Origin of the sequence: Streptomyces sp. NPDC047043, assembly GCF_040644055.1 — a bacterium.
Lineage (GTDB): Bacteria > Actinomycetota > Actinomycetes > Streptomycetales > Streptomycetaceae > Streptomyces.
Window position 1 is genome coordinate 192506 of the sequence record NZ_JBEYVO010000001.1, and the last position, 24194, is coordinate 216699.

General features: G+C 70.4%; 22 protein-coding genes and 1 pseudogene. 12 read left to right on the forward strand and 11 right to left on the reverse strand.

Features of this window, described 5'->3' with window-relative positions:
- Positions 1-222 precede the first annotated feature (222 nt).
- Positions 223-1869, forward strand: a complete 1647-nt coding sequence (locus ABZ880_RS00895; protein ID WP_361255829.1) for a SpoIIE family protein phosphatase — start codon at positions 223-225, stop codon at positions 1867-1869.
- An 80-nt stretch (positions 1870-1949) separates the two neighbouring features.
- On the opposite strand, the gene ABZ880_RS00900 is transcribed toward ABZ880_RS00895, so the two are convergent.
- Positions 1950-2288, reverse strand: a complete 339-nt coding sequence (locus tag ABZ880_RS00900; protein ID WP_361254683.1) for a hypothetical protein — start codon at positions 2286-2288, stop codon at positions 1950-1952.
- A gap of 18 nt (positions 2289-2306) precedes the next feature.
- Complete coding sequence (locus ABZ880_RS00905; RefSeq protein WP_361255897.1) at positions 2307-2651, reverse strand: hypothetical protein; 345 nt, start codon at positions 2649-2651, stop codon at positions 2307-2309.
- A 574-nt stretch (positions 2652-3225) separates the two neighbouring features.
- On the opposite strand from ABZ880_RS00905, the gene ABZ880_RS00910 reads away from it, so the two are divergent.
- Positions 3226-3510 (forward strand): hypothetical protein, encoded by a 285-nt coding sequence (locus tag ABZ880_RS00910; protein WP_361254686.1) that lies wholly within the window; start codon positions 3226-3228, stop codon positions 3508-3510.
- Positions 3511-3656: 146 nt separating this feature from the next.
- Here the strand turns inward: ABZ880_RS00910 and ABZ880_RS00915 are convergent.
- Positions 3657-4307: pseudogene (locus ABZ880_RS00915) on the reverse strand (aldehyde dehydrogenase family protein); the annotation flags it as partial.
- Between ABZ880_RS00915 and ABZ880_RS00920 the strand changes: the two are divergent.
- From ABZ880_RS00920 to ABZ880_RS00930, 3 genes are read left to right on the forward strand one after another with little or no spacing between them, the layout of a single operon-like run.
- Entirely contained in the window at positions 4242-5204 is a 963-nt protein-coding gene (locus ABZ880_RS00920; protein WP_361254689.1) for an ATP-binding cassette domain-containing protein, read from the forward strand. The pseudogene ABZ880_RS00915 and the gene ABZ880_RS00920 overlap by 66 nt on opposite strands.
- On the forward strand, positions 5197-5826 hold the full coding sequence (gene soxG, locus ABZ880_RS00925; protein ID WP_361254692.1) for a sarcosine oxidase subunit gamma family protein: 630 nt from the start codon (positions 5197-5199) through the stop codon (positions 5824-5826). Before ABZ880_RS00920 ends, soxG begins: the two co-directional genes overlap by 8 nt.
- A 5-nt stretch (positions 5827-5831) precedes the next feature.
- Complete coding sequence (locus ABZ880_RS00930) at positions 5832-5909, forward strand: serine dehydratase beta chain (RefSeq protein ID WP_361255832.1); 78 nt, start codon at positions 5832-5834, stop codon at positions 5907-5909.
- A gap of 95 nt (positions 5910-6004) precedes the next feature.
- Here the strand turns inward: ABZ880_RS00930 and ABZ880_RS00935 are convergent, their stop codons facing one another.
- Entirely contained in the window at positions 6005-7081 is a 1077-nt protein-coding gene (locus ABZ880_RS00935; protein ID WP_361254695.1) for a PP2C family protein-serine/threonine phosphatase, read from the reverse strand.
- Between the two features lie 344 nt (positions 7082-7425).
- Here ABZ880_RS00935 and ABZ880_RS00940 point away from each other — a divergent pair, with 344 nt between their 5' ends.
- Positions 7426-8187, forward strand: a complete 762-nt coding sequence (locus ABZ880_RS00940; protein WP_361254698.1) for a polysaccharide deacetylase family protein — start codon at positions 7426-7428, stop codon at positions 8185-8187.
- Between the two features lie 80 nt (positions 8188-8267).
- Positions 8268-8465 carry a hypothetical protein gene (locus ABZ880_RS00945; RefSeq protein WP_361254701.1) on the forward strand — a complete coding sequence of 66 codons (198 nt, stop codon included), beginning with the start codon at positions 8268-8270 and terminating at the stop codon, positions 8463-8465.
- 18 nt (positions 8466-8483) lie between these two features.
- On the opposite strand, the gene ABZ880_RS00950 is transcribed toward ABZ880_RS00945, so the two are convergent.
- Both ABZ880_RS00950 and ABZ880_RS00955 read right to left on the reverse strand, forming a co-directional pair.
- Positions 8484-10133, reverse strand: a complete 1650-nt coding sequence (locus ABZ880_RS00950) for a sigma-70 family RNA polymerase sigma factor (protein WP_361254704.1) — start codon at positions 10131-10133, stop codon at positions 8484-8486.
- 161 nt (positions 10134-10294) lie between these two features.
- Positions 10295-11152 carry a helix-turn-helix domain-containing protein gene (locus ABZ880_RS00955; protein ID WP_361254707.1) on the reverse strand — a complete coding sequence of 286 codons (858 nt, stop codon included), beginning with the start codon at positions 11150-11152 and terminating at the stop codon, positions 10295-10297.
- Between the two features lie 101 nt (positions 11153-11253).
- Between ABZ880_RS00955 and ABZ880_RS00960 the strand changes: the two genes are divergently transcribed.
- The gene (locus tag ABZ880_RS00960; RefSeq protein WP_361254709.1) at positions 11254-11832 is read left to right on the forward strand and encodes a YceI family protein; all 579 of its coding nucleotides are present in this window, start codon (positions 11254-11256) and stop codon (positions 11830-11832) included.
- A 105-nt stretch (positions 11833-11937) separates the two neighbouring features.
- On the opposite strand, the gene ABZ880_RS00965 is transcribed toward ABZ880_RS00960, so the two are convergent.
- Positions 11938-13425 (reverse strand): long-chain fatty acid--CoA ligase, encoded by a 1488-nt coding sequence (locus ABZ880_RS00965; protein WP_361254711.1) that lies wholly within the window; start codon positions 13423-13425, stop codon positions 11938-11940.
- 164 nt (positions 13426-13589) lie between these two features.
- Here ABZ880_RS00965 and ABZ880_RS00970 point away from each other — a divergent pair, with 164 nt between their 5' ends.
- From ABZ880_RS00970 to ABZ880_RS00985, 4 genes are all read left to right on the forward strand, one after another.
- Positions 13590-14762 (forward strand): helix-turn-helix domain-containing protein, encoded by a 1173-nt coding sequence (locus tag ABZ880_RS00970; RefSeq protein WP_361255834.1) that lies wholly within the window; start codon positions 13590-13592, stop codon positions 14760-14762.
- Between the two features lie 396 nt (positions 14763-15158).
- Positions 15159-16523, forward strand: coding sequence for a lectin (locus ABZ880_RS00975; RefSeq protein WP_361254714.1), 1365 nt, complete (start codon positions 15159-15161; stop codon positions 16521-16523).
- Positions 16524-16575: 52 nt separating this feature from the next.
- Positions 16576-18756, forward strand: coding sequence for an RICIN domain-containing protein (locus ABZ880_RS00980; protein WP_361254717.1), 2181 nt, complete (start codon positions 16576-16578; stop codon positions 18754-18756).
- Between the two features lie 8 nt (positions 18757-18764).
- Entirely contained in the window at positions 18765-19547 is a 783-nt protein-coding gene (locus tag ABZ880_RS00985; RefSeq protein WP_361254720.1) for an NPP1 family protein, read from the forward strand.
- Between the two features lie 214 nt (positions 19548-19761).
- Here ABZ880_RS00985 and ABZ880_RS00990 read toward each other — a convergent pair whose 3' ends face one another.
- The 4 genes from ABZ880_RS00990 to ABZ880_RS01005 all read right to left on the reverse strand — a co-directional run bounded on the left by ABZ880_RS00990 (position 19762) and on the right by ABZ880_RS01005 (position 24192).
- A complete protein-coding gene (locus ABZ880_RS00990) occupies positions 19762-20529 on the reverse strand; it encodes a glucose 1-dehydrogenase (RefSeq protein ID WP_361254722.1) in 768 nt (255 codons plus the stop codon).
- 207 nt (positions 20530-20736) lie between these two features.
- Positions 20737-20955: a hypothetical protein gene (locus ABZ880_RS00995; RefSeq protein WP_361254725.1), complete on the reverse strand. Its 219-nt coding sequence runs from the start codon at positions 20953-20955 to the stop codon at positions 20737-20739.
- 316 nt (positions 20956-21271) lie between these two features.
- A complete protein-coding gene (locus ABZ880_RS01000; protein WP_361254728.1) occupies positions 21272-22690 on the reverse strand; it encodes an NADH-quinone oxidoreductase subunit N in 1419 nt (472 codons plus the stop codon).
- Entirely contained in the window at positions 22687-24192 is a 1506-nt protein-coding gene (locus ABZ880_RS01005; protein ID WP_361254730.1) for an NADH-quinone oxidoreductase subunit M, read from the reverse strand. Before ABZ880_RS01005 ends, ABZ880_RS01000 begins: the two co-directional genes overlap by 4 nt.
- Positions 24193-24194: the final 2 nt, after the last annotated feature.

The window sequence follows — 24194 nt, forward strand, 5'->3', positions numbered from 1 at the left end:
ACACGCGTGACCAAGCACCTCGGAGCCGAACCAGGCACCGGCACGCAGGCGTCCGGCGTGCAGGGCCGTGCCGCCCTCGACTCTTCCGAGGGCGGCACGGCGAGGCTCTCTCCGCCCTCGGACGACGCCGGACAACCGAGGAGCGACCGGCCGGATCCCGCCGAGCCGCAGACCGACCGACTCAGCTACCTCGACGCGGCGACCCGGCACATCGCCCGCGGCATGAACCTCGACGAGACGCTGCACGAGCTGTGCCGGGCGGCGGTCCCGGCATTCGCCGATACCGCGTTCATCCATCTGTACGATCCGCTTCCGGTCGCCGACGAGAGCGCCGATGCCTCCCCCGACATCCTGCGGCTGCACACCACGGACCGCGCACCACCCCGGGAGCCCGCCACTCGCGGGGCCGAGCCGCCTGCCGCTGCCACCGTCCGGGCGGCAGAGGTCGTACGCCCGGCCGCCACCGGCCCGCTCACCGACCTCCTGCGAACCGGGCGCCCGGTGTTCGGGGACACCCCCGGCATCCCTTCCGTGGTCGCCGAGCTACTGGAGACGGAGCCCGCTCCCGGCGCGCTGCCGCCCGGACGGCAGCTGATCCTCGCACCGCTGCACGGCCGCAGCCACGCCATGGGCAGCGTGCTCCTCCTCCGGGGCCCCGGCCGCCCGGACTTCACCGCCGACGATCTCCTCGTCGCCTCCCAGCTCGCCACACACACCGCTCTCGGCATCGACAAGGCGGTGCTCTACGCCCGCGAGGCATCCGTCGCGGACACGCTGCAGCGCACGATGCTCCCGCCGTCGCTGCCCGAGCCGACGGGCGTTCTGCTGGCCAGCCGCTACCTGCCGTCCTCGCGGACCGCGCAGGTCGGCGGCGACTGGTACGACGCGATCCCGCTGCCCGGCAACCGCGTCGCCCTGGTCATCGGCGACGTGATGGGCCACTCCATGACCTCGGCCGCGATCATGGGCCAGCTGCGCACCATCGTGCAGACCCTGGCCGGGCTCGACCTGCCGCCGGACGAGGTCCTGCACCACCTGGACGAGCAGGCCGAGCGCCTGGGCAGCGAGCACACGGCCACCTGCCTGTACGCCATGTACGACCCCGTACTGCGCCGGCTGCTGATGTCCAACGCCGGCCACCTGCCGCCCGTGCTCCTGCACCCCGACGGCCGCACGGAGGTCCTCCAGGTCCCGCCCGGCCCGCCGATCGGGGCCGGCGGTGGGGACGGATTCGAGTCCACCGAGATGCACGCTCCGGCCGGAGCGACCCTGCTGCTGTACACCGACGGCCTGGTCGAGTCCCGCGACTCGGACGTACTGACCGGGGTGGAACACCTGCGCACCCGCCTGCACACAGCCGCCGCGAAATCCTCTCCCCCTCTCCTGCAAGACCTGTGCGACGCGGCGCTCGGCACCCTGGGGTCCGGCGACCGCGACGACGACATCGCACTGCTCGCCGCCCGCTTCGAGGGCATCCTGCCGGAGACCGTCGCCTACTGGTACCTGGCTCCTCGCCCGCAGACCGCGGGACGCGCCCGCCGACTGACCCGCAGAACACTCCACAACTGGGGCCTCCACGCCCTGATCGAATCCACCGAGCTCATGGTCAGCGAGGTGGTGGCCAACGCCGTACGCTTCGCCTCCCGCCCGATCACCCTGCGCCTGCTCCGCACGGACGTCCTGCGCTGCGAGGTCGGCGACGACTCCCCGCTGGTCCCGAGAATGCGCCACGCCCAACTCAGCGACGAGGGCGGCCGGGGCCTGTTCCTGGTCGACCAGCTGTCACAGCGCTGGGGCGCGACGAGGGTGAGCACGGGCAAGGTGGTGTGGTTCGAGCAGCCGCTGCCGTGCGACCCGGCCGCCGGCTGAAAGGAACCAAGACGAGGCGTCAACGCATCTGACGCCCCCTCAAGTCACCATCGCCGTCCGCCGCTTCCTCACCGACGCCATCAGAGGGCGCGTAGCAGCCAGGTCAGTTGCAGCTCACGGGCGGTCAGGCCGGCTGCCTCGCGGAGCTGGTCGGCTTCAGGGCCAGGAGGCAGTTCGCCGGCGAGAGTGAGGGCCGCTGCCGCCGTCTGCGGACGAGCGCCGAGGGAGGCTCGCAGGTGGTAGGAGCGGCGCAGCTGGGCGACGCCCTGTTGCCGGTCCTGCCTCACGAGGTGGGCGCCGATGTGGCGTACGGCGTATGACTCCAGCAGTACGTCACCTTGCTGAACGGCATGCCCCAGGGCCTGCTCGTAGGCCGGTTGTGCCGTGCCGCGATCACGGTCGATGTTGTCGGCGAGCACACCCAACCAGAAGGTGGCTCAGCCGGCGAGCCGTGCGTCCGCCGTGGCGACGGTGAAGCCCTCGCGGGCGCGCGGCAGGTCTTCGGGGAGTGGGTCCAGGCCGAACAGCAGCCGCGTGTACCGGACTTGGGCATCGAGGTATCCGGCAAGCACCGGGTCGGACGGCGCCAGCGCGCCGACCCCCTCCTCGGCCGCCGCGGCGCCGTCCAACCGCCACCAGTAGAGGTCGACCAGGATCTCGGCCCGCTGGGCGAGCGCGTCCGCCGGCAACAGGGCGAGCGCCTCGTCCCACCGGCCCGAGCGGTGCAGCGTGCGAGCGACGGTGGATTTGCCGTCCACGTCGTAGGTGGCTTCATTAGTCATGGCGCCTACACTTCAGACACGCGAGGTAGGCGGTCAAGCGAATTACGGCGACTACATCGGGAACCCGGCCAAACCCGCGGTCGAACTCGCCAACGGCGACGAACCGAGCGAGCCGCGCCGGGAGATGCCTCGACCTGGCTCGGGCGCAGCTGTGACACCTCCGCCTGCGGGCGCTTCCACGTCGACGACTCCGGCAATCGCACCCGCCGCTGCCGCTCCAACACCTGCGCCAGCCGGACGACCCTCGCCGCGCACCGCGCCCGCCGCAAGGCCGCGGGCGAAAACACGTAAGCCTTGAGCCAGTTGCGTGGGGCGATCTCCCCAACGCCCGCTCTGGCGCCGGGACTTGGGTGTCTACTGCGCCAGTCGGACTCACTCGCCGTTCGTCAGATGATCTGCCCGACAGGCCCGGCGATACAGCGGCGCGCGCCTCGGGGTGCTCCCGGTTCTAGATCACGAACCATGGCGCGTCGCCGTACAGTCCGGGACATTTCGCACTAATCTCCCGTGGCTGTAAGGAGTCGATCGATCGCAGATCGCATCCACTTCACCTCTTCACTCCACCGGAGATGACATGCACAAGCTTCGCAAGGCTGCCGTCCTGGTTGCCGCCCTCGGGAGCATCGGGTTCCTGACGGCCGGCGCTGCCCACGCCGACGGGCGTCAGGGCGGTGGGGGCGTCGACGTCCTGCAGAGCACCACCTGCCGGTCGCACGACCTCAACCTCGACGTCCTCGGCTCGGTCGGGCTGATCAACGGCCTGCTGGGCAACGGCCTCAACGGCGAGGGCAACTCGGGCGCGCAGGAGACCTCCCTCGGCTCGGACATGGGCTGCAACAACGGAGCGTTCAACAAGTAGGCCGAACGCACTTCGGCGCCCCGGCCGCGGGTCGGGGCGCCGAAGTGTTTCGTCTCAGCGGAAAGCTGGTGCGGTGGCCGAGGTGCATGAGCCCGACGAGTGCCGGATCCCTTGAAGCCGCCCCGGGGGACTTCACCGGCCAGCACGAGGTGGGAGTTGACCCAGACGGTGCCGAAGTCGAGGCGCGCGGCGATGTCGTGGCTGCCGCGGGGGTTCTCGGTCCACACCGATGCGGACAGGCCGAGCGGGACGTCGTCGGCACGTCGTACGGCTTCGTCCTCGTCGGTGAAGGTCTCGACCCAGATCACCGGGCCGAAGATCTCCTCGCGGGCGACTTCGGCGCCTTCCGGGACGCCGACCAGCACGGTCGGGGCCACGAAGCAACCGGGCCCGTCGAGGGCGCCGCCTCCGGTGGCCGCGCGGATGCCTTCGGTCTTCGCGCGCTCCAAGTAGCCGGTGACGCGGTCGAAGTGGGCCTTGGAGACCATGGGGCCGACCTCGACGTCCTCGCCGGAGGTCGGCTCGCCGACCACCAACGACCGGACCTCGCCCACGAGTTGCTCGACGAACTGCTCGGCGACCGATTCATGGACGGGGACGCGCCAGGCGGCGCCGCATTCCTGGCCCGAGTTCCAGAAGCCGGCGGTGCGCAGGGACGATGCGGCGGCATGAGATCGGCGTCCGGGAAGATCACAACCGGGGCCTTGCCGCCCAGTTCGAGGTGTACGCGCTTGAGGGTCGCGAAACAGCGCACCAAGACCGGCATGGTCTTCCAGGCCTACAACCTCTTCCCGCACATGACGGTGCTGGAGATCCTCTTCGAGGCGCCGCGCCGCGTGAAGGGCGTGAACAGGGCCGAGGCCGTGGCCGACGCGATGCAGGCGCTGGAGGAGGTGGGCATGGCGCACAAGCCCGACGTCTACCCCAGCGCCCCGTCCGGCAGCCAGCAGCAGCGCGTGACGATCGCGCGTGCCCTGGTCATGAAGCCCAGCGTCATGCTCTTCGACGAGCCGACCTCGGCGCTGGACCCCGAGCTGTCCGGGATGGGCCGACTCGACCCGACCCCCGACCCGGCCGTCTACGACAAGAAGTACGCGCACACCGACGTCCTGGTCGTCGGCTCCGGCCCGGCCGGTCTGGCGGCCGCCGCCGCTGCCGCCGGCTCCGGCGTCCGCGTGATCCTCGTCGACGACCAGTCCGAGCCGGGCGGCTCGCTGCTCTCCGGACGCACCGAGCGGGTCGGCGCGCGGGCCGAGAAGGGCTACATCATCGTCGGCCAGGACACCGACGGCACCGTCACGCCGCAGGACTCGGGCATGTCCTGGGTGGTCTCGAAGCAGAAGGACTTCGTCGGCAAGCGGTCCTACTCGCGCCCCGACACTTCCCGCACGGACCGCAAGCAACTGGTCGGCCTGCTGCCCGCCGACCGCATGACCCGGCTGCCGGAAGGCACCCAACTCGTCGCGCCGGACGTGCCGTTGACCCCCGAGGCCGGGCCGGTGCCGATGCTCGGCCACGTCACCTCCAGCTATCACAGTCCGGCCCTCGGCCGCCCCTTCGCCCTCGCTCTCGTCGCCGACGGGCGGGCAAGGATCGGCGAGACGCTGCTCGCCCCGGTGGGCGAGGACCTGGTGCCCGTCGAGGTGGCCGACTTCGTCCTCTACGACCCCGAAGGGACCAAGCGAGATGGCTGAGCCGACGATCGACGCGAGCGCAGGCCGGGTGGCCCTGCGCACCAGCCCCCTGGCGCATCTGGAGGAGCGGATGCGCGCCGCCGCCGTCACCGGCGCCCACGGAGTCGCGCTGTCGGAGTGGCCGTACATCGCCATGGTGAACGTGCGTGTCGACCCCGCTTCGGAAGCGGCCGAGCGCATCGAGAAGGCCCTGGGGGCATCGCTGCCACGGCACTGCGGTCACACCAGCACGTCCGGACCCCACTCGGTCGTCTGGCTCGGCCCCGACGAGTGGCTCGTGCTGTCCCAGGCCGAAGTGGCCGCTGTGGTCGGCGAGTTGCGGGAGGCACTCGCCGACGACGCCGGCTCGGTGGTCGACGTCTCGGCGAACCGCACGACGCTGGAGCTGAGCGGCCCTGCCGCCCGGGAGGTGCTGGAGAAGGGCTGCCCGCTGGACCTGCACCCCCGGTCCTTCGGCCCCGGCCGGGCGGTGTCGACCACGGTGGGACCTGTCGCGGTAGTGCTCTGGCAGGTCGACGACGCGCCGACGTACCGGCTCTTTCCGCGGGCCTCCTTCGCCGACTACCTGGCCCGCTGGCTCATCGACGCGATGAGCCAGTACCGCGGCCCGGAGGTGCCCTGACGGCGTTGCGCGCCTTCGACCTGCACTCGGTCGGCATCGGCCCCTCCTCCTCTCACACGGTGGGGCCGATGTGGCCGGTCTGACGCTACGTCAGTCTGCTGGACAGTGAGGGCTGCCGTCCTCCGTCAGCCGGTCCAGGCCGAACAGTTCGGGTCGCTCGGCGCGACCGGCCACGGCATCAGGACTTTCCTTCCGCATGGCGGTGGTAACGCAGCAGGAGCATCGCCGCGTCGTCGTGGGGCGGCCCACCGACGTGCCGTACCAGGTCCTCGCGCAGCGCCTCCAACGCACCGTGCGCGTCCGGGTCCTGAAGCAGATGCGCCCGGTCGGCCAGCGGGTAGAACATGCCGTGTGCGTCGCGGGCCTCGGTCACGCCGTCGGTGTACAGCAGCAGTTGCTCGCCGGGCACGAATTCCGCACGGTACGGCTTCGGGCTCTCGCCGCGATGCGCACCCAGGCCCAGCGGGAGCGCGAAGGAGGCCGGCTGGAGGAACTCGGCGTCACCGCCGCGCCGGACGAGCATCGGGGCCGGATGGCCGTAGCTCAGGAGGACGGCCTCGTAGTCCGAGGCGATCTCGACGAGGATCGCGGTGACGAACTTCTCGTCGTCCAACTCGCGGGACACGCTGCGCTCCAGGCGCTCACCGAGATCGACCAGATCCGGTTCCTCGTGCGCGGCCTCCCGGAAGGCGCCGAGCACCACGGCGGCCGTCTCCACGGCGGCCAGCCCCTTGCCCTGCACATCGCCGACGATGATCCGCACGCCGTACGGCGAAGCGACCACCTCGTAGAGGTCGCCGCCGATGCGTGCCTCCGCGACGGCCGAGGTGTACGACACCGCCGCCTGCAGCGGGCCCGCGGTCAACGGCACCGGCCGCAGCAGCACCCGCTGCGCCACCTCCGCGATCGACCGCACACTCGCCAGCTCCGCCTCCCGGCGCGATCGCATCACGGCCGCGGCGATGCCCACGCCCGTCACGCCCACCACGGAGATCATGGCCGTGAAGCCCCGCCGTTCTTGGAACAGCCCGTCGTACAGCCCGAGCGCGACGCACAGCAGCAGTGCCGCGGCGCCGATCGCAGCGGTACGGCGCCAGCCGCCGACCAGTCCGGCGAAGGCCGGACCGAGCGAGATCAACGGCAGGAATCCCAGGCCGGCTCCGACGACCACGTCCCCGACCGTCACCGTCGCCATCACCACCACCGGCATGCAGGACAGCACGGTGATGCTGGACGGCAGCTTCCTCACGGCCATGGCGTCCTCCCGCGGTGCAGCGACGCTCGAGAGGCACCATTCTCTCGATTCTCAGGCGCCCCTCCCCCGCCCCAGCCTAGGAAGTTGCCGCCGCAACGAGACGGCTTCCGCACGAGCCCTTTGTCCAATCAAGGGCAGGAACTGACCTTTTACGTCCCTCATGGCAGCCGATGTCTCTTGGTCTGCGCAGCCCGCGGCGACCCCGCACACCCCCTCCGGCTGCTCATGCGTCTCCAAACCCCCGCGGAATTGTCCGTGATCCGTAACAGGCGGATCCCCCGGCGTCCTTTCCCCGTCCTGACAGGTGCACGGAAACCATCAGAACGACAAGGAACAGGGCAGACATGGCGCGGCATGGCGGGCGGGGATGGTACGGCCGGGTATTCGCGGCGGCGGTCGGGGTGACGGCGTTGGCAGCCGGTACTTCGGTGTGGACCGCGCAGGCCGGTGCCGTCGGCGGGCATCACTCGGGCGCTTCGGCGCGTCCTGCCGCCCCGAAGCCGGTGTCGGCGAGCATCGTCCACGCCTCCGACAAGGGGGCCCGCGGCGTCAACATCACGATCGACGACGGCCCGGACCCGAACTGGACGCCGCAGGTGCTGCAGTTGCTGAAGGAGAACGGAGTCAAGGCCACCTTCTGCATGGTGGGCACGCAGGCCCAGGCCCACCCGGACCTGGTCAAGGCGGTGGTGGCGGCCGGGCACCGGCTGTGCGACCACACGGTGTCGCACGACACCACCATGGACAAGAAGCCCAACTCCTACCAGTCGCAGGAGATCATGAACGCCGAAGCCATGATCACGAAGGCTTCGGGAGGCGTCCGGCCGATGTACTACCGGGCCCCCGGCGGTGCCTTCACCCCCTACAGCCGACACCTCGCCGCCTCCCACGGGATGCGTCCGCTGGGCTGGAACGTCGATTCCAAGGACTTCGAGCGCCCGGGCACCGAGGCCATCATCACCACCGTCAAGAACGAGCTGTCCAACGGTCCGACGATCCTCTTCCACGACGCCGGCGGAGACCGCTCCGAGACGGTGGCCGCCCTGCGCGAGATCCTGCCGTGGCTGAAGCAGCAGGGGTATTCGTTCGGCTTCCCGGTGCGGTGAGGGGCTGTTCCAAAGCGGCCAGGGCTGGGGCGCGTTGAGGGTCTTGCGGCTTGCGAGGGGACGCAGGATGCGATGAAGGCGTGCTCCAGATCGGGACGGGTGGGACGGACGGTCCCTGGCTGCGGTTCCGCATGGTCTGGGCGCGCGAACACCAACTGCTCACCAGCGACGAGACGGTCCGCCGCTATGTCTTCACCGCCGCGGCCACACACGGACCCGCCGGCCTCGGCTACCTCCGCCCCGAAACTGGAAGCGGCGCAGAGGCGGAGGCGTCGTAGGGGAAGTCGGGGGCTCGGTCACTGCTTGGCGCCGAAGTCCTGGGTCCACCACGGGCCGCCCGAGCCCTTGTGGATGCCCACGCCGATGTCCTTGAAGGCGCAGTTGAGGATGTTGGCGCGGTGGCCGGGGCTGTTCATCCAGGAGTCCATCACCGCCTCCGGGGTCTGCTGCCCCTGGGCGATGTTCTCGCCGTACGTGGACCACTTGTAGCCGGCGGCGGTGATGCGCTGTCCGGGGTCGGCGCCGTCCGGGTTGACGTGGTCGAAGAAGTTGCGGGCGGCCATGTCGTCGGAGTGGGCCTGCGCCGCCTTCTCCAGTTGCGCGTCCTCGGTGAGCGGATCGCAACCGGCGCTCGCCCGCTCCTTGTTCACCAGCGCGACGACCTGCGCGACGGCGTCCGTCGGCGCCGACTGCGGCTCCGGAGTGATCGCCGAACTCTGAGTCGGCTGCGCGGACTGCTGGGTGGTCGGCGCGCTCTTCGTCTTGCCGGGCTGCGGGGTCTTGGATGCGCTCGGCTTCTTCGACTTCGCGGGAGACGGCGAGGGCGAGGCGGAAGCCGACGGTGAGGCGGTCTCTGCGGCGCTGGATTCCGAGAGATCCGCAACCGGGGCGCCGGCGGTCCGCTCGGCGGTCGCCGCCTCTGTCCCTCCCCCGGTCCCGGGGTCCGTACCGAAGTACCAGAAGCCGCCACCGGCCACGCACGCCGCGACGACGGCCCCGCCGACGGCCCGGCGCCGGATGCGCCGGCGTCGTCGGGCCTCGCTGCGGGAGGTCGCCCGGCCGCGCGCGGCACGGTGTCCGGATCGCCCACCCGCCCCGGCGTGGCCTGCCCCGGCGCCGAGCCGGAACGTCGCCCCGGTCGCGACCATCCCGCCGGTGGCGGAGAAGACTCTCTCCACCAGCGCGGGCGCCGCCGCGACCAGTGCCAGGCCGGCCAGCAGTCCCTCCGCGGGCATCAGTCCGCTCCACAGGCCGGAGCAGCGCGCGCAGCCACGGGCGTGCCGGGCTATTCGCTTGCGCCACAGCGCGGAGGGGCGGCCGTCCCAGACGCCCAGCATGCCCCGCAGTTCCTCGCACGGCGGCTGCGCGTCGAGCGCCCGCACCACGACGCGGGCCGCCTCCAACTGTGCCTTCATCCGCTGCACCCGGACGGCCGTGTGCTGGGTCGACAGCTCCAGGGCCGCGGCGACCTCCGCGCGCGTCAGCTCGCCGGCGCACTCCAGCCACCACAGCGACAGCAGTCCTCGGTCGTCCTGCTCCAGCCAGCGTGTGGCGCGCGCGGTCTCCTGGCGCTGGCCCGACAGCTGGAGTTGTACGAGGGTCAGGTCCACGAAGTCGGCGCCGGGATCGGCGAGTTCCTCGGCCTCCTCCATGGCGCCCGGTGCCGACTGCCGCTCCTGCCAGTGCTTGCGGACCTCGTTCATCGCGATCGCCACGAGCCAGGAGCGGAAACTCTCGGGCTCACGCAGGCTTCCCAGCGCGCCGAGGGCACGGAGCATCGTGTCCTGCACCACGTCGTCGACGTCGACCGAGCCGTTGAGGGCCCGCCCCACGACGTTGTAGACCAGCGGGAGGTACGCGCTGACCAGAGCGTCCTGGGCCTCGGGGTCGCCCCCTCGGGCGGCGGTCACCAGTGCCGCCGACGCCACCGTGCGCTGTCTGCTCATCAAAGCTTCCCTGTCCTCGACGCCGAACGATCCTGCCCGATGCATGGGAGATCGTTCCGGGAGTCTCGGATAACAGTTCTTCGGACAGGTGCTCCACGAGACGTCCACCACACGCATACCTGGTGAACCCACATATTCGTTTCACCTGCGCGTCCGCGAGGTCAGCCGCTCACTGCTCGCAGCGCTCCCGGCCTGCGGCCGTTGAGACGGTCGAGCGCGGTGGCCGTGGCATCGTCGGCCGGGATGTGCACCACCAGGCGCCGGCCCTCGTCCGGGAACGCGAGGGTCTCGTACGACAGGTGGAGGCGGCCCGCCTCGGGGTGGTCGACGAGTTCGGTCCCGGTCCGGCTGGGCGCGACCGGTACGGCGGCGAGCCGGTCACTGAACGGCGCCCCGACCGCCGCCGTCAGCTCCTCGGCCAGGGCGATCACATGGGGTTCGTGCACCGAGGTCTCGTGGCGCAGCTGGGCCACCTGCTCGTCCGCCATCCTGTCCCAGCCGGGGAAGACCTCGCGGGCCCGGGCGTCGGTGAACAGGTATCGCACGATGTTGGGCGGGTCGCCGTCGAGCAGACCGAGCGGGCCGGCGTACCGCTCGTAGCCCTGTGTGCAGGCCACGATGTCGCCCATCCAGTTGAGCAGGACGGCCGGCGTGGGCTCCAGTCGGTCGAGAAGTGCCCGGAGGGTGGGGCGCACCGTACGCACCGGGGGTGCGACGACCGTCTGGCACAGCTCCTTGTCCGCGCCGTGTTCCTTGACCAGCCGGTGCAGGAGGAGGCGGTCCGCCGTACGCAGATGAAGGGCGTCGCCGATCGCGGCGAGGACCTTGGGCGAGGGGTTGCGGTCGCGGCCCTGTTCGAGTCGGGTGAGGTATTCGACGCTGATGCCGGCGAGGGTGGCCAGCTCGGCCCGGCGCAGCCCCGGTGTGCGGCGGCGGAGGCCCGTGGGCAGGCCCACCTCGGCGGGGGTGACGGCTTCGCGGCGGGTGCGCAGGAAGGTCCCCAACTCGTTGTGGTTCACCTGTCGAACCGTACAACGCGTGCCGTCGCGGAGGATGGCCCTGCCACTACCACCATTCGCCCGGCCTCCCTCTCCCGCCGCGGAGCTCGCACGATGAACCCATGAGCAATGACAACTCCGCGAACACCGCCGTCACCTCCGTCGCCGCACTGCCCCTCTCCCCCGGCGACTGGGAACTCGACCCCCTTCACTCGGCGGTCAACTTCACCATCCGCCATCTCGGGATCGCCAAGGTGCGCGGCCGGTTCACCGACTTCAAGACCGGGCTGTACGTCGGTGAGACCCTCGACGGCGTACAGGTGAGCGCCGAGATCGCTCTCGCCTCCATCGACACCGGCAACTCCGACCGCGACGCGCACACCCGCTCGGCCGAGCTGCTCGACGTGGAGAAGCGGCCGACGATGACGTTCCGCTCGACGCAGGTGTCCGGCCAGGGCGAGGACTGGACGATGGCCGGGGATGTGACCATCGGGGACGTGACCCGCCCGGTCACGTTCGCTGTCGAGTTCGGCGGGGTGGTGGACCACCCTCTGGACAAGCGGAAGCACGCCGGGTTCGAGGCGACGGGCGAGATCCGCCGCAGCGACTTCGGGCTGGACTTCGGGGCCGGGCTCCTCGGCGATGTCGTCAAGATCCATCTGGACATGCAGTTCGTGGGGCCGGAGGGCGAGAGCGACTGATCGGGCAAGGAGCGGCGCCCCGCGGAAGTTCTCCGCAGGGCGCCGCATTCTTCTTGTCCTCGGCATCATCCGGATCGTCGCCCGGCCGACTCGATCACATCGACCTCACCCCGTCGGCGCGCTGATCTCCCTCTTGAGGATCTTGCCGCTGGGGCCGGTCGGCAGCGTGTCCACGAGCCATACCTCGCGCGGGTACTTGTACGCCGCCACCCGCTCCTTGACGAACTGCCGGAGCTCGTCGGGCGTGGCCTGCGCCTTCGGGCGCAGCACCACCGCGGCGGCGATCTCCTCGCCCAGATGCGCGTCGGCCACGCCCACGACTGCGGCCAGCGCCACGGCCGGGTGCTCGTGCAGCACCTCCTCGATCTCGCGCGGGTAGACGTTGTAACCGCCGCGGATGATCATGTCCTTCTTGCGGTCGACGATGTACAGGTAGCCGTCCTCGTCCTGGCGCGCGAGGTCGCCGCTGCGCAGCCAGCCGTCCGGGATGGTGGCCGCCGTCTCCTCCGGACGGTTCCAGTACCCCTTCATCACGTTCGGCCCGCGCACGGCCAGTTCGCCGATCTCGCCGGGAGTCACGTCCTGGCCCTTGTCGTCGAGGAGGCGCACCTCCACGTCCTTGATCGGGGTGCCGATGGACCCGGCCTTGCGCGGCCGGTCGGGGTGGTTGAAGGTGACCACCGGACTCGTCTCGGACATGCCGAAGCCCTCCAGCACCATGCAGCCGAAGCGACGCTCGAAGCCGTGCAGGATCTCCACCGGCAGCGAGGCTCCGCCGGAGACGCACATCCGCAGCGTGGACACGTCGGCCTCCGACGGGTGCTGGAGCAGCGCCGCGTACATGGTCGGTACGCCCTCGAAGACCGTGGCCCGGTCGCGGGCGATGGCGTCCAGGACGGTCTGCGGGTCGAAGCGGGGGATCAGGGTGAGCGAGGCACCGGCGCGTACGGCCACGCTCATGGTGCAGATCTGGCCGAAGATGTGGAACAGGGGCAGACAGCCCACGACCACGTCGTCCGCTGTCATCTGCTGCACATGGACCGCGTTGACCTCGGTGTTGTGCCGCAGCCCGGCGTGGGTGAGCGTGGCGCCCTTGGGGCGGCCGGTGGTGCCGGAGGTGTACAGCAGCACGGCCACGTCCTCGCCGTCCGGCTCGCTCACCTCGGGCAGCGGCTCGTGACCGGCCAGCAGGTCCGCGAAGGCGGCGGGCTCGACGGCCGTGTGCCGGACTCCGGCGGCGGCCGCGCCCTGCGCGCCCTCGCCCGGCGCCTGGTGCCACTCGAAGAGCATCCGCGCGCCCGAGTCGCGCAGGTGGTACTCGGTCTCCCGGGTCTTCAGCAGCGGGTTCATCGGTACGACGACCGCTCCGGCGCGCAGCACGCCGTAGTAGAGGACGACGAACTCGGGAACGTTGGGCAGCATCAGAGCGATCCGGTCTCCCGGTCGTACGCCCTCGGCCCTCAGCAGTGCGGCGGCGCGGGCGCTGCGCTCGTCGAGCTCTGCGTAGCTGGTGACCTGGCCGCCCAGTCGCAGCGCGGGGCGTTCCGGCTGCCGCCGTGCCGTCTCCACCAAGAACTCCGCCAGATTGGCCATGACCGCCTCCACGAAAGTCGCCGTCGAAATCCGCTGTTCACGTTGACGACATCGTGTCGATGTCCGTGGCGACGGCCTATGTGCGGTGTGACAGCGCCTGCCCTCCGGGATTGTCACGGAGAACAAAACAGGGGCGTTACGCTGCGGGAATGGACCTTTCAGGAGTGGTCTCGGCGCTTCATGCGAGGCTGCCGGAACTGGGCGAGCGAATGGCGCAGCGCATCCGCTCGGACGTCGATGCCTACAAGGACGAGTCGCTGATCCCCTTCGACTCGCTGCGCCGCTCGTGCACCGCCAACGCGGACCTGCTCCTGGAGCAGCTCGGCCGCTCGGGCCCGCAGGACCCGAGCCCGGCACGGGAGACCGGGCGCCTCCGCGCCGAGCAGGGTGTGCCGCTGGCAGACACCCTGCACGCGTACCGGATCGGCTTCGAGCTCCTGTGGACGGACATCCTGGCCGAGGCACGCACCCATCCCGAGGTCACCGACGCCCAGCTGGTGTCCCAGTCCGCGGAGATCTGGGCCCTGTTCGGCCGCTACGCGGAGGCGGTGGCGGCGGCCTACCGGGAGACGACCGCCGAGCTGACCTCGCGGCGTCAGGCACGCCGCTCGGCACTGGTGGAGGCGCTGTTCACCGGTGTCATCGCCGACCGCACGCTGTGGGAGGCCGCCCGCGAGCTGGGGCTGCCCGACCGCGGGCCCTACGTGGTCGCCGTGGCGGCGGCCGACGCTCCCGGCGAGGAGCCGCTGGCGGGGACGGAAGCGGCGCTGCGTCAGGCCCAGGTCCACTTCGCCTGGCGGCTGCTGCCCGACCAGCAGATCGGTCTGGCCGCCCTGCCCACGGCGACGGCGGAGAGCACCTGCCTGCGCATCCTGCGCCACGCGGGCGCCCGCGTAGGTGTCAGCCCGTGCTTTCACTCGCTGCGGGACACCCCTCAGGCGCTGCGCTTCGCCCGGCTGGCCCTGGCCGGCCTCCGGGGCGCCGGCCCCGGCGTCGCACGGTTCGACGACAACCCGCTGGCCATGGTCCTCGCCGCCGCCCCGGCCGAGGCGGCGCACCTCGTGGAGGTGGTCCTCCAGCCGCTGCTCGACCTCCCGGCCGCGGAGCGTTCCCGTCTCCTGGAGACCCTGGAGCACTGGTACGCCGCCGCCGGCTCCGCCGCGGACGCTGCGCAGAGCCTCTTCGTCCACCCCAACACCGTCCGCTACCGGCTGCGCCGCGTCGAGGAGCTGGCGGACCGCTCCCTGTCCGATCCGCGAGCGGTGGCGGACATCGGTGCGGCGCTGCTGGCGGTCCGCCGGGCGGGCGCGTCCCCGCCCAGGGCGCAGACCGGTTGATCCGCCGGCGACGGAACCGGAACCGTTGAACGGCGCAGGACGCCAAGGAGGCTGTTCGGGAGCGGCCCATTTGTGTCGACTGCCATCGCGCGGCGAGCAGATGCGTTCTTCGCAGTCACCTCGGGTGTGAACTGAACAGAGGCAGCCTCTGGGCCCAACTACGTCCCCTCGCAGATCCCTTGGCGCTGCATCCCGACGCCCAGATCAACAACACCCCGGCCACAGCGACGCAGGGTGTCCACTCAACTCCCTTTCCTCAACTCTTACTTCATACCTTGACGTAAGTGGTCCGTACCTTTAGTTTCACCGGGCGACCCCACCCCCGTGCATGCACTCGTCCGTTCGCAAGTTGAACGCGGCCCGGGTGCATTACCCCCCACGAAAGGCCGCCCAGCCATGGCCAGACCCCTCCCCGCATCCGCCGTCCTGGCGGTCACCGCCCTCACCCTGTCCACCGGCCTGCTCACGGCCTCCCCCGCGCGGGCCGCCACCGGCACCATCACCGGCCTCGCCGGCAAGTGCCTCGACGTCGCAGGCGCCAACTCCGCCGACGGCACGGCCGTACAGCTCTACGACTGCAACGGCACCGCAGCCCAGCAATGGACCGTCGGCAGCGACGGCACCATCCGCGCCCTCGGCAAGTGCCTTGACGCGACCGGCAATTCGACCGCCGACGGCGCCAAGGTCCAGCTGTGGAGCTGCAGCGGCGGTGCGAACCAGAAGTGGACGGTCACCGCCGCCCACGACATCGTCAACCCGCAGGCCGACAAGTGCCTGGACGTCACGGACAACTCCTCGGCCAACGGCGCCCGCGCGCAGATCTGGAGCTGCACCGGCGCGGCCAACCAGAAGTGGACCGCGCCCGCGGCCGGCGACGGCACCACCCCGTCCGCGCCGATGGCCGTGGCGCCGTACCTCTACAACGGCTGGGGCAGCCCACCGAGCCCGACCACGATCACCAACGCGACCGGCGTCAAGTGGTTCACCCTCGCCTTCGTCCTCAGCAACGGCTACTGCAATCCGCAATGGGACGGCAGCCGGGCCCTGACCGGAGGTGTCGACCAGCAGACCGTGAACACCGTGCGCGCCAACGGCGGTGACATCATCCCGTCCTTCGGCGGCTACAGCGGCAACAAGCTGGAGAGCTCCTGCTCCAGCGCGGGCGAGCTGGCGGCGGCGTACCAGAAGGTCATCAACGCCTACGGGCTCAAGGCGATCGACATCGACCTCGAGGCCGACGCCTACAGCAACCCGACCGTGCAGCAGCGGACGGTGGACGCACTGAAGACGGTGAAGGCCAACAATGCAGGCCTGAAGGTGTACATCACCATCGGCACCGGGCAGAGCGGGCCGGACACGAGTCTCATCAACCGGGCAGCGTCCTCCGGGCTTTCCGTCGATGCCTGGGCCATCATGCCGTTCGACTTCGGCGGGGCCGGCCAGAACATGGGCAACCTCACCACTCAGGCGGCCGAAGGCCTCAAGAACGCGCTCAAGAGCGCCTACGGCTACAGCGACGACCAGGCCTACCGGGACATGGGCATCTCGTCCATGAACGGGATCACCGACAACAACGAGACCGTGACCGTCGCCGACTTCCGCACCATCCTCGCCTACGCCCAGCAGCACCACCTGGCCCGCCTCACCTTCTGGTCCGCCAACCGCGACCGGCCCTGCACCGGCGGCCCCGCCGACAGCTGCTCCGGCGTCAGCCAGTCCGACTGGGACTACACGCGCGTCTTCGCCGCCTACACCGGCTGATCCCGCCGGCCGACCACATCGGCCGAACTCCCGCTTCCGGCAAGGAGAACCCATGCCTTCCCTACCCCGCCGTGGCAGATCAGCCGTGGCCGCCCTGGTGGCCGTAACGGCCGCGTCCCTGCTCACCGGCGCCCCCGCGCGGGCGGCAACTTCCGCCCTGCCCACGGGCTTTGCGACCGTCATGAACGCCGCGAGCGGCAGATGCCTGGACGCCAAGGCGGCCGCCACCGCCAACGGCACCGTCGTGCAGCAGTACAGCTGCAACGGCACCACGGCCCAGCGGTGGAGCTTCACCGCCACCAGTGACGGGTACGTCCGGATCAACAACGCCAACGACACCAATCAGGTCGTGGACGTCGCCGACCTCTCCACCGCCGACAACGCGCAGGTCCACCTGTGGAGTTACGGCGGCGGTGCCAACCAGCAGTGGCTGCCGGTGGACGACGGGGGCGGCGCCTTCCACTTCGTCAACCGCAACAGCGGCAAGTGCCTGGACGACCCCGGCGCATCGATCGCCGACAGCGTGCAGTTCGTGCAGTACACCTGCAACGGCACCGCCGCCCAGCGCTTCCAGGTGGTCCCCGTGGCCCAGTCGGCCGCCGACCCCGACCTCGGCCCGAACGTCGTCGTCTTCGACCCCTCGATGTCGTCGTCGACGATCCAGAGCAGGCTGAGCTCCATCTTCCAGCAGCAGGAGACCAACCAGTTCGGCTCGCAGCGCTACGCCGTGCTGTTCAAGCCCGGTGCCTACAGCGCGGACGTCAACGTCGGCTTCTACACCCAGGTGCTGGGCCTCGGTCTGTCCCCCGACGCGGTGACGGTCAACGGAGCGGTGCACGCCGAGGCCGACTGGTTCCAGGGCAACGCCACCCAGAACTTCTGGCGCGGCGCGGAGAACCTGTCCGTCAACCCGACCGGCGGCAGCGACCGTTGGGCCGTCTCGCAGGCAGCGGCGTACCGCCGGATGCATCTGCGCGGCAACCTCGCTCTGGACGACGGCGGTTGGTCCAGCGGTGGCCTCCTCGCCGACAGCAGGATCGACGGCCAGGTCAACTCCGGTTCGCAGCAACAGTGGTTGACCCGCAACTCCCAGCTCGGCAGCTGGACCGGCTCCAACTGGAACATGGTCTTCACCGGCAGCACGGGCGTGCCCGCCACCAGCTTCCCCAACCCGCCGTACACCACGGTCGCCCAGAGCCCGGTCTCCCGCGAGAAGCCGTTCCTGTACGTCGACGGCAACGGCGCCTACCAGGTGTTCGTGCCGTCCGTGCGCTCCAACTCCTCGGGCACCAGCTGGGCCGGCGGCGCCTCCGGCAGCTCGCTCTCGCTGGACAGCTTCTACGTCGTGAAGCCGGGCGCCACCGCCTCCCAGATCAACTCCGCGCTCGCCGCGGGCAAGAACCTCCTGGTCACTCCGGGCGTCTACCACCTGGACCAGACTCTTCAGGTCAACCGCGCGGACACGGTCGTGCTCGGCCTGGGCCTTGCCACCCTCGTCCCCGACAACGGCGTCACCGCGATGAAGGTCGCCGACGTCGACGGCGTGAAGATCGCGGGCCTGCTGTTCGACGCCGGCACCACCAACTCGCCCTCCCTGCTGGAAGTCGGGCCGAGCGGCTCCGCCGCCTCCCACGCGGCCGACCCGACCTCCCTGCACGACGTGTACTTCCGCGTCGGCGGCGCTGGCGTAGGCAAGGCGACCACCAGCCTCGTCGTCAACAGCGACAACGTCATCGGCGACCACATGTGGATCTGGCGCGCCGACCACGGCAGCGGTGTCGGCTGGACCAGCAACACCGCGGACACCGGACTGATCGTCAACGGCGACAACGTCACCATGTACGGCCTGTTCGTGGAGCACTTCCAGAAGTACCAGACAGTCTGGAACGGCAACGGCGGCCGCACGTACTTCTTCCAGAACGAGATGCCGTACGACCCACCGAACCAGTCCGCCTGGATGAACGGCTCCACCCAGGGCTACGCCGCCTACAAGGTCGCCGACTCGGTCACCAGCCACAAGGCCTACGGCCTCGGCAGCTACTGCTACTTCAACGTCAACCCCGGCGTCGTCGCCGCGCACGCGATCGAGGCGCCGAACACCTCGGGCGTCCGCTTCACCAGCATGGTGACGGTCTCCCTCGGCGGCACGGGCACCATCAGCCACGTCATCAACAACACCGGCGGCCCGTCCAACTCCGGCACCAATGTCGCCAACCTGACCAGTTACCCGTAGGAGTTGACGTGCGCAACCGACTGCTTGCGGCAAGAAAGTCCCGCAGAACGGCGCTCGCCGCCGCCCTCGGTGCACTGGCTCTCGTCCTGGCCCTCCCGACCCAGGCGAGTGCCAACGTGCTGACGCTGCTCCCCCAGAACGCCGACGGCCTGGAGCAGACCTTCTCCCCCGCCTACGACTACGACGGCGACGGCTGCTACGCCACCGCGGCCATCGGCGCCGACGGCACCCTCAACCCCGGACTGGCGCTCGGCGGCGACGTGAACGGCCACTGCCACGACTACGCCCAACTGGCCAACGCCAACACGTACTCACGCGAGAAGTGCAACAACGGCTGGTGCGCCGTGATGTACGCCAGCTACTTCGAGAAGGACCAGGCGACGCTCGGTCCGGCGGCCATCGGGCACCGGCACGACTGGGAGCACGTCGTGGTGTGGATCAGCAGCAACCAGGTGCAGTACGTCTCGGTGTCCCAGCACAGCAGTTACCAGGGGGCGGCCGCCTCGGCCGTGCGCTTCGACGGCACCCACCCGAAGATCGTCTACCACAAGGACGGCGTCTCGACCCACGACTTCCGCTTCGCCAACACCAACGACGAACCGCCGGAGAACGCCACCGCCGGCTGGTTCTACCCGCGCCTGGTCGGCTGGAACGGCTACCCCGCCGGGTATCGCGACAAGCTCCTGAGCGCCGACTTCGGCTCGGCCACCATCAAGATCAAGAACGGAGACTTCGAGTACGCCCTCGCCCACTCCATGCCGTCGGGCATCCCGTTCGACCCGAACGCCTGACGCCGTCCGACTGAGCGGGCCCGGCACCCCCTTCATTGCATAGTGGTGTGCCGGGCCTGCATCTGCTCGTGGGTGACCTGCCGTTCGGCGGCGAGGGCCATGACGACGGCGTCCGGAAGGCCGTCCGGGATCGTCTCGTGACCACGCGCCGGATGGCTTGCGCCACTGTCTTGCCGCTTCTTCGATACGTGAGTTGTCCACGAGGCGGGCGCGGCTAGAAGACGGTGTATCCGCCGTCGGCCACGACGACCGAACCCGTGATGAACGACGCCGCGTCACTGGCGAGGAACACGACGGTCGGCGCGATCTCCCCGGGCAGCGCATAACGTTGCTGCGGCGCGTCCTCGATCCACTGGCGGCGAAACTCCGGCCGGTCGACCGGCGCCATCTCCGTCTTCACGTAGCCGGGGGCGACCGCGTTGACACGTATCCCGGCAGCGGCCCACTCGGCCGCGAGCGACTTCGTGAGGTGGTGCACGGCCGCCTTGGAGGCGTTGTACGCGTGCTGCCACTGGGGCCGGTTGACGATGAGGCCCGACATGGACCCGATGTTGACGATGGATCCGCCGCCGGAGTCCTTCATGTGCCGTGCCGCCTCGAGGCTGCACTTCCACAGCGCGCGAACGTTGAGGTCGAAGACCTGCGTCCACTCCTCGTCCGTGGTGTGCCAGGAGTCGTTGTGGAAGCAGGTGCCGGCGTTGTTGACGAGGATGTCCAGGCCACCGAGAACCTCAAGCGCCTCGCCGGTCATCCACCGCACGTCCGCGTCATCGGTGATGTCGGCGGTGATCGGGTGCAGTCGAAGCCCGTGGTCGGCCGCCCGTTCCACCGCGAGCGCCGTGCGTTCGGCGTCACGGCCCGCGATCGCCACGTCGGCGCCCGCCTCGGCAAGTGCCGTGGCGAAGGCCTGCCCCAGCCCGCGATTGCCTCCGGTGACCAGGGCCTTGCGACCGCTCAGCGAGAACTTGTCGAGAACTCCCATTCAGAGCACCACCATTGTCTCGAGGTTGCCTGGAAGGCTTTCAGCGTTGAGTGCCTTCTCCGTGTCCTCCAAGCTGAACCGGGCGGTGACCAGGCTGTCCAGGTCCACCCGGCCCGAAGCGACGAGGTGCTCGGCGAACGGCCCGGCGTCCGCGCAGCGGAACACCCCCGGTGACGAGCAGCTCGCGGGCCTGGATCACCGGGACGGTCAGGGTGCCGCGTCGGGTCCGGCGGGGGCGTAGTAGCGCAGGAACATCTCCACGCCCTGCAAGAGGTCGATTCCCGCGGAGAGGCCCTCCTTGAGGAAGGTCTCGCGGGCGGCCGCGATGATCGCTGCGCGCTTCTGCTCGGCGCGCACGGCGGCACCGGGGACCACGTAGGCCCGCACCACGGCTTCGATGACCACACCGGGCAGGGTGGCGGTCACCCGACGGCGGGGCAGCTGTTCAGCAGGCCCACGCGCCGGCAGCGCAGCAGGGCACCGGGCCCGGCCGCCGCGTTGAAGAGCAAGTGGTGGGGGTGATCGCCGGGCCGGGCACGCCGCGCACACTCAGTGGCAGGGCGGCAGGAACACCGCGCCGAGACACCCACCTGCGCGGTCACCACAGCGATCAGGAGGCCGACGGCCAGACGGACCGGCCCTGTCGACCGTGTCACGGCGCCCCCGATGATTCGAACGTCGGCCCAGTGTCGCCGCCATGGTTCGGCGCCGATCCCTGAGGCGGCTCAGGCCGTGGTCCGCATCACGGGCTGAGCGGCCCGGTCAGCGCGTCGAGAACCGGTCCGCCCGCCAGGCCGAGGCCGAGAGAGACCGCCGTGGCCGAATACGCGACGACGCGCGCCGCACCGTCTCCCCCGGCGAGGACAGAGGAACCGCCGCGAGAGACCGCCGGCACGATCCAGCGCAGGTAGTAGAACAAGGACGCCACTGTGTTGACGGCGGCCAGGACAGCGAGCCAGGCGTAGCCGGCGTCGAACGCGGCGCTGAATGCCTCGAGTTTGCCGAGGAAGATCGATGTCGGCGGAGTTCCGACGAGCCCCAACAGACAGATGACGAGGCTTGCAGCCAGCAGCGGACGCTCCTTGGCGAGTCCTCGGTAGTCGTCCAGCGTGTGCGCGCGAGGGAGTGCGCACACCACGGCGAAGGCGCCGAGGTTGGTGACCGCGTACGCCGCGAGATAGTACAGCAGCGCCTGTTGGGCGAGGTCCGAGCGGCCCGCGACGGCCACCGGCATGAGCAGGTAGCCGACCTGGCTGATCGTCGAGTAGGCGAGAAGGCGTTTGACGTCCTGCTGGAAGAACGCGCCGAGATTGCCGAGCGTCATGGACGCGGCTGCGAGTACGGCGACGAGCGCGGACCACGGCAGTGGGCTGTCCGCGAAGACGACGTCGCCGAGCCGGAAGAGCGCGGCCAGTGCACCGATCTTCGGAAGGGTGGTGAGCAGCGCCGCCACCGGCGGGCTGCTGCCCTGCACGGCGTCCGGCACCCAGAAGTGCGCCGGCACACCACCGGCCTTGAACAACACGCCTGCGAGCAGCCCGATCGCCCCGGCCGCGAGCAGCGACTTGGGCGCGTCACGAAACGCGTCCCCGAGCATCGGATACGACGTCACACGCCCGGTCGCGTACAGGACCGTGATGCCGGTCAGCATCAGTACGCCCAACAGGGCGCCGATGACGTAGTACTTGAGGGCGGCTTCGGTGCCGGACCCGTCCTTGCGGAACCCGGCGAGGGTGTACGCGGGGATGCTCGCCACCAGATACGCGGCGGCAAGCAGCAGCAGGTCCTGCGTGCCCGCCATCACCAGGGCGCCGAGGGCTGCCAGCTGCACCAGGACGTAGAACTCGGTCTCCCGCGCATCGCCTTGCAACGGGCGGAACGAGACGCCGAGGACGAGGAGCGTGCCGCCGAGGAGCACGATCCGGGACGTGCTCGTCACCGGGTCGACGGCGAACGCCTCGCCGAAGGCGGTCGTGGCGGGTTCCGCCGCGGCCACCGATGCCGCGACGATCCCCGCCGTGCACGCCACGGCCGCCAGCAGCCCCACGACCCACTGCCGGGTGCGTGGCAGCCAGGAGCCGAGCAGCAGGCCGAGCACGGCCGAGGCGGCCAGCAGCACCTCTGGGAGGAGATCGAGCGGGTTCTCGTTCATCTCGGTCATCGGGCGAGCAACTCCAGGACGGAGCGGGAGGCCGGCTCGATGACGTCGAGCAGGAAGCGCGGTGCCACGCCGAGCACCACGGCCAGGACCAGCAACGGCACGACGGCGAGGGCCTCGTGCGGACGGATGTCGGGGAAGGCGCGCGGGGTGCCCGGCGCGTCGGGCAGGTGCAGCGGCCCCATGAAGACCTGCCTCAGCGCGCGCAGGAACAGCCCAGCTGTGAGGAGGATGCCGAGCACCGCAAGCGCGGTGGCAACGGGCCGCGGCCCGAGACTGCCGGTGAAGATCTGGAACTCGGCGATGAAACCGGAAAAGCCCGGCAGCCCGAGCGAGGCGAAGGCCGCGACGCCGGTCATGGCCGCGAACACCGGTGCTACGGCGGCCACTCCGGAGTAGGCGCCCATGTCGTACGTCCGCCCCCGCTCGTACAGCACCCCGGCGAGCAGGAACAGAGCGCCGGTGAGCAGCCCGTGGCTGACCATCTGGGTCACCGCCCCGGTGACGGCGAGGGAGCGGGCCTGTTCGAAGCTGTCCGCGGTCGCCGCGGCCGCGCCGACGGCGAGGACGATGTAGCCCATGTGGTTCACGGAGGTGTAGGCGACCATCCGTTTGAAGTCGGTCTGCGCGAGCGCGACCAGGGCACCGTGCAGGACCGAGAGGACGCCGATGACGACCAGGACCAGGGCGTAACGGCGCCAGGCCTCCGGGAGCATCGGCATGGCGATGCGGACGAAGCCGTACGTGCCCATCTTCAGCAGCACCCCGGCCAGGATCGCCGAACCGGCCGCGGGTGCCTCGACGTGGGCGAGCGGCAGCCAGGTGTGGAACGGCACGGTCGGGGTCTTCACCGCCAGACCGACGACGATCGCGAGCAGCACGAGACCGCCGTAGACGGAACGACCGGCGAGCGGGTTCTGACGCAGCAGCTCGACCATGTCGAACGTGTGCGGGGACGCGGCGAGATAGAGGCCGATGAAGCCGAGCAGCAGGGCCAAGGAGCCGATGAACGTGTAGAGGAAGAACTTCAGCGCGGCGCGGGCGGCCTGCCGGTGACCCCATCCGGCGATGATGAAGTACATCGCCACGATCGACAGGTCGAAGAAGACGAAGAAGAGGATCAGGTCCAGGGCCGCGAACAGCCCCAGGCACGTGGTCTCGAGGAACAGGAACAGCGCGGCGAACTCGCGGATACGGCGGCTCTCGCGCAGCGAGTACAGCGCACAGGCGAGGAACAGCAGGCAGGTGAGGGCGAGCAGCGGCAGCGACAGCCCGTCGACGCCGACGTGGTAGCCGACGCCCGCGCCCGGAATCCAGCGGGCGCGCTGTTCGTACTGCATTCCGCCGTCGGCCTCGTATCCGGCCCACAGGACGATGACCAGGGCGAGTTCGAGGGCCGACACCGTTGCCCAGACGCTCCGGAACACCGTCGGTTTCGTACGGCGCGGCAGGGTGAACAGGAGCAGCGCGATGGCCGTGGGCGCGAAGACGAGGGAGGTCAGCAAGC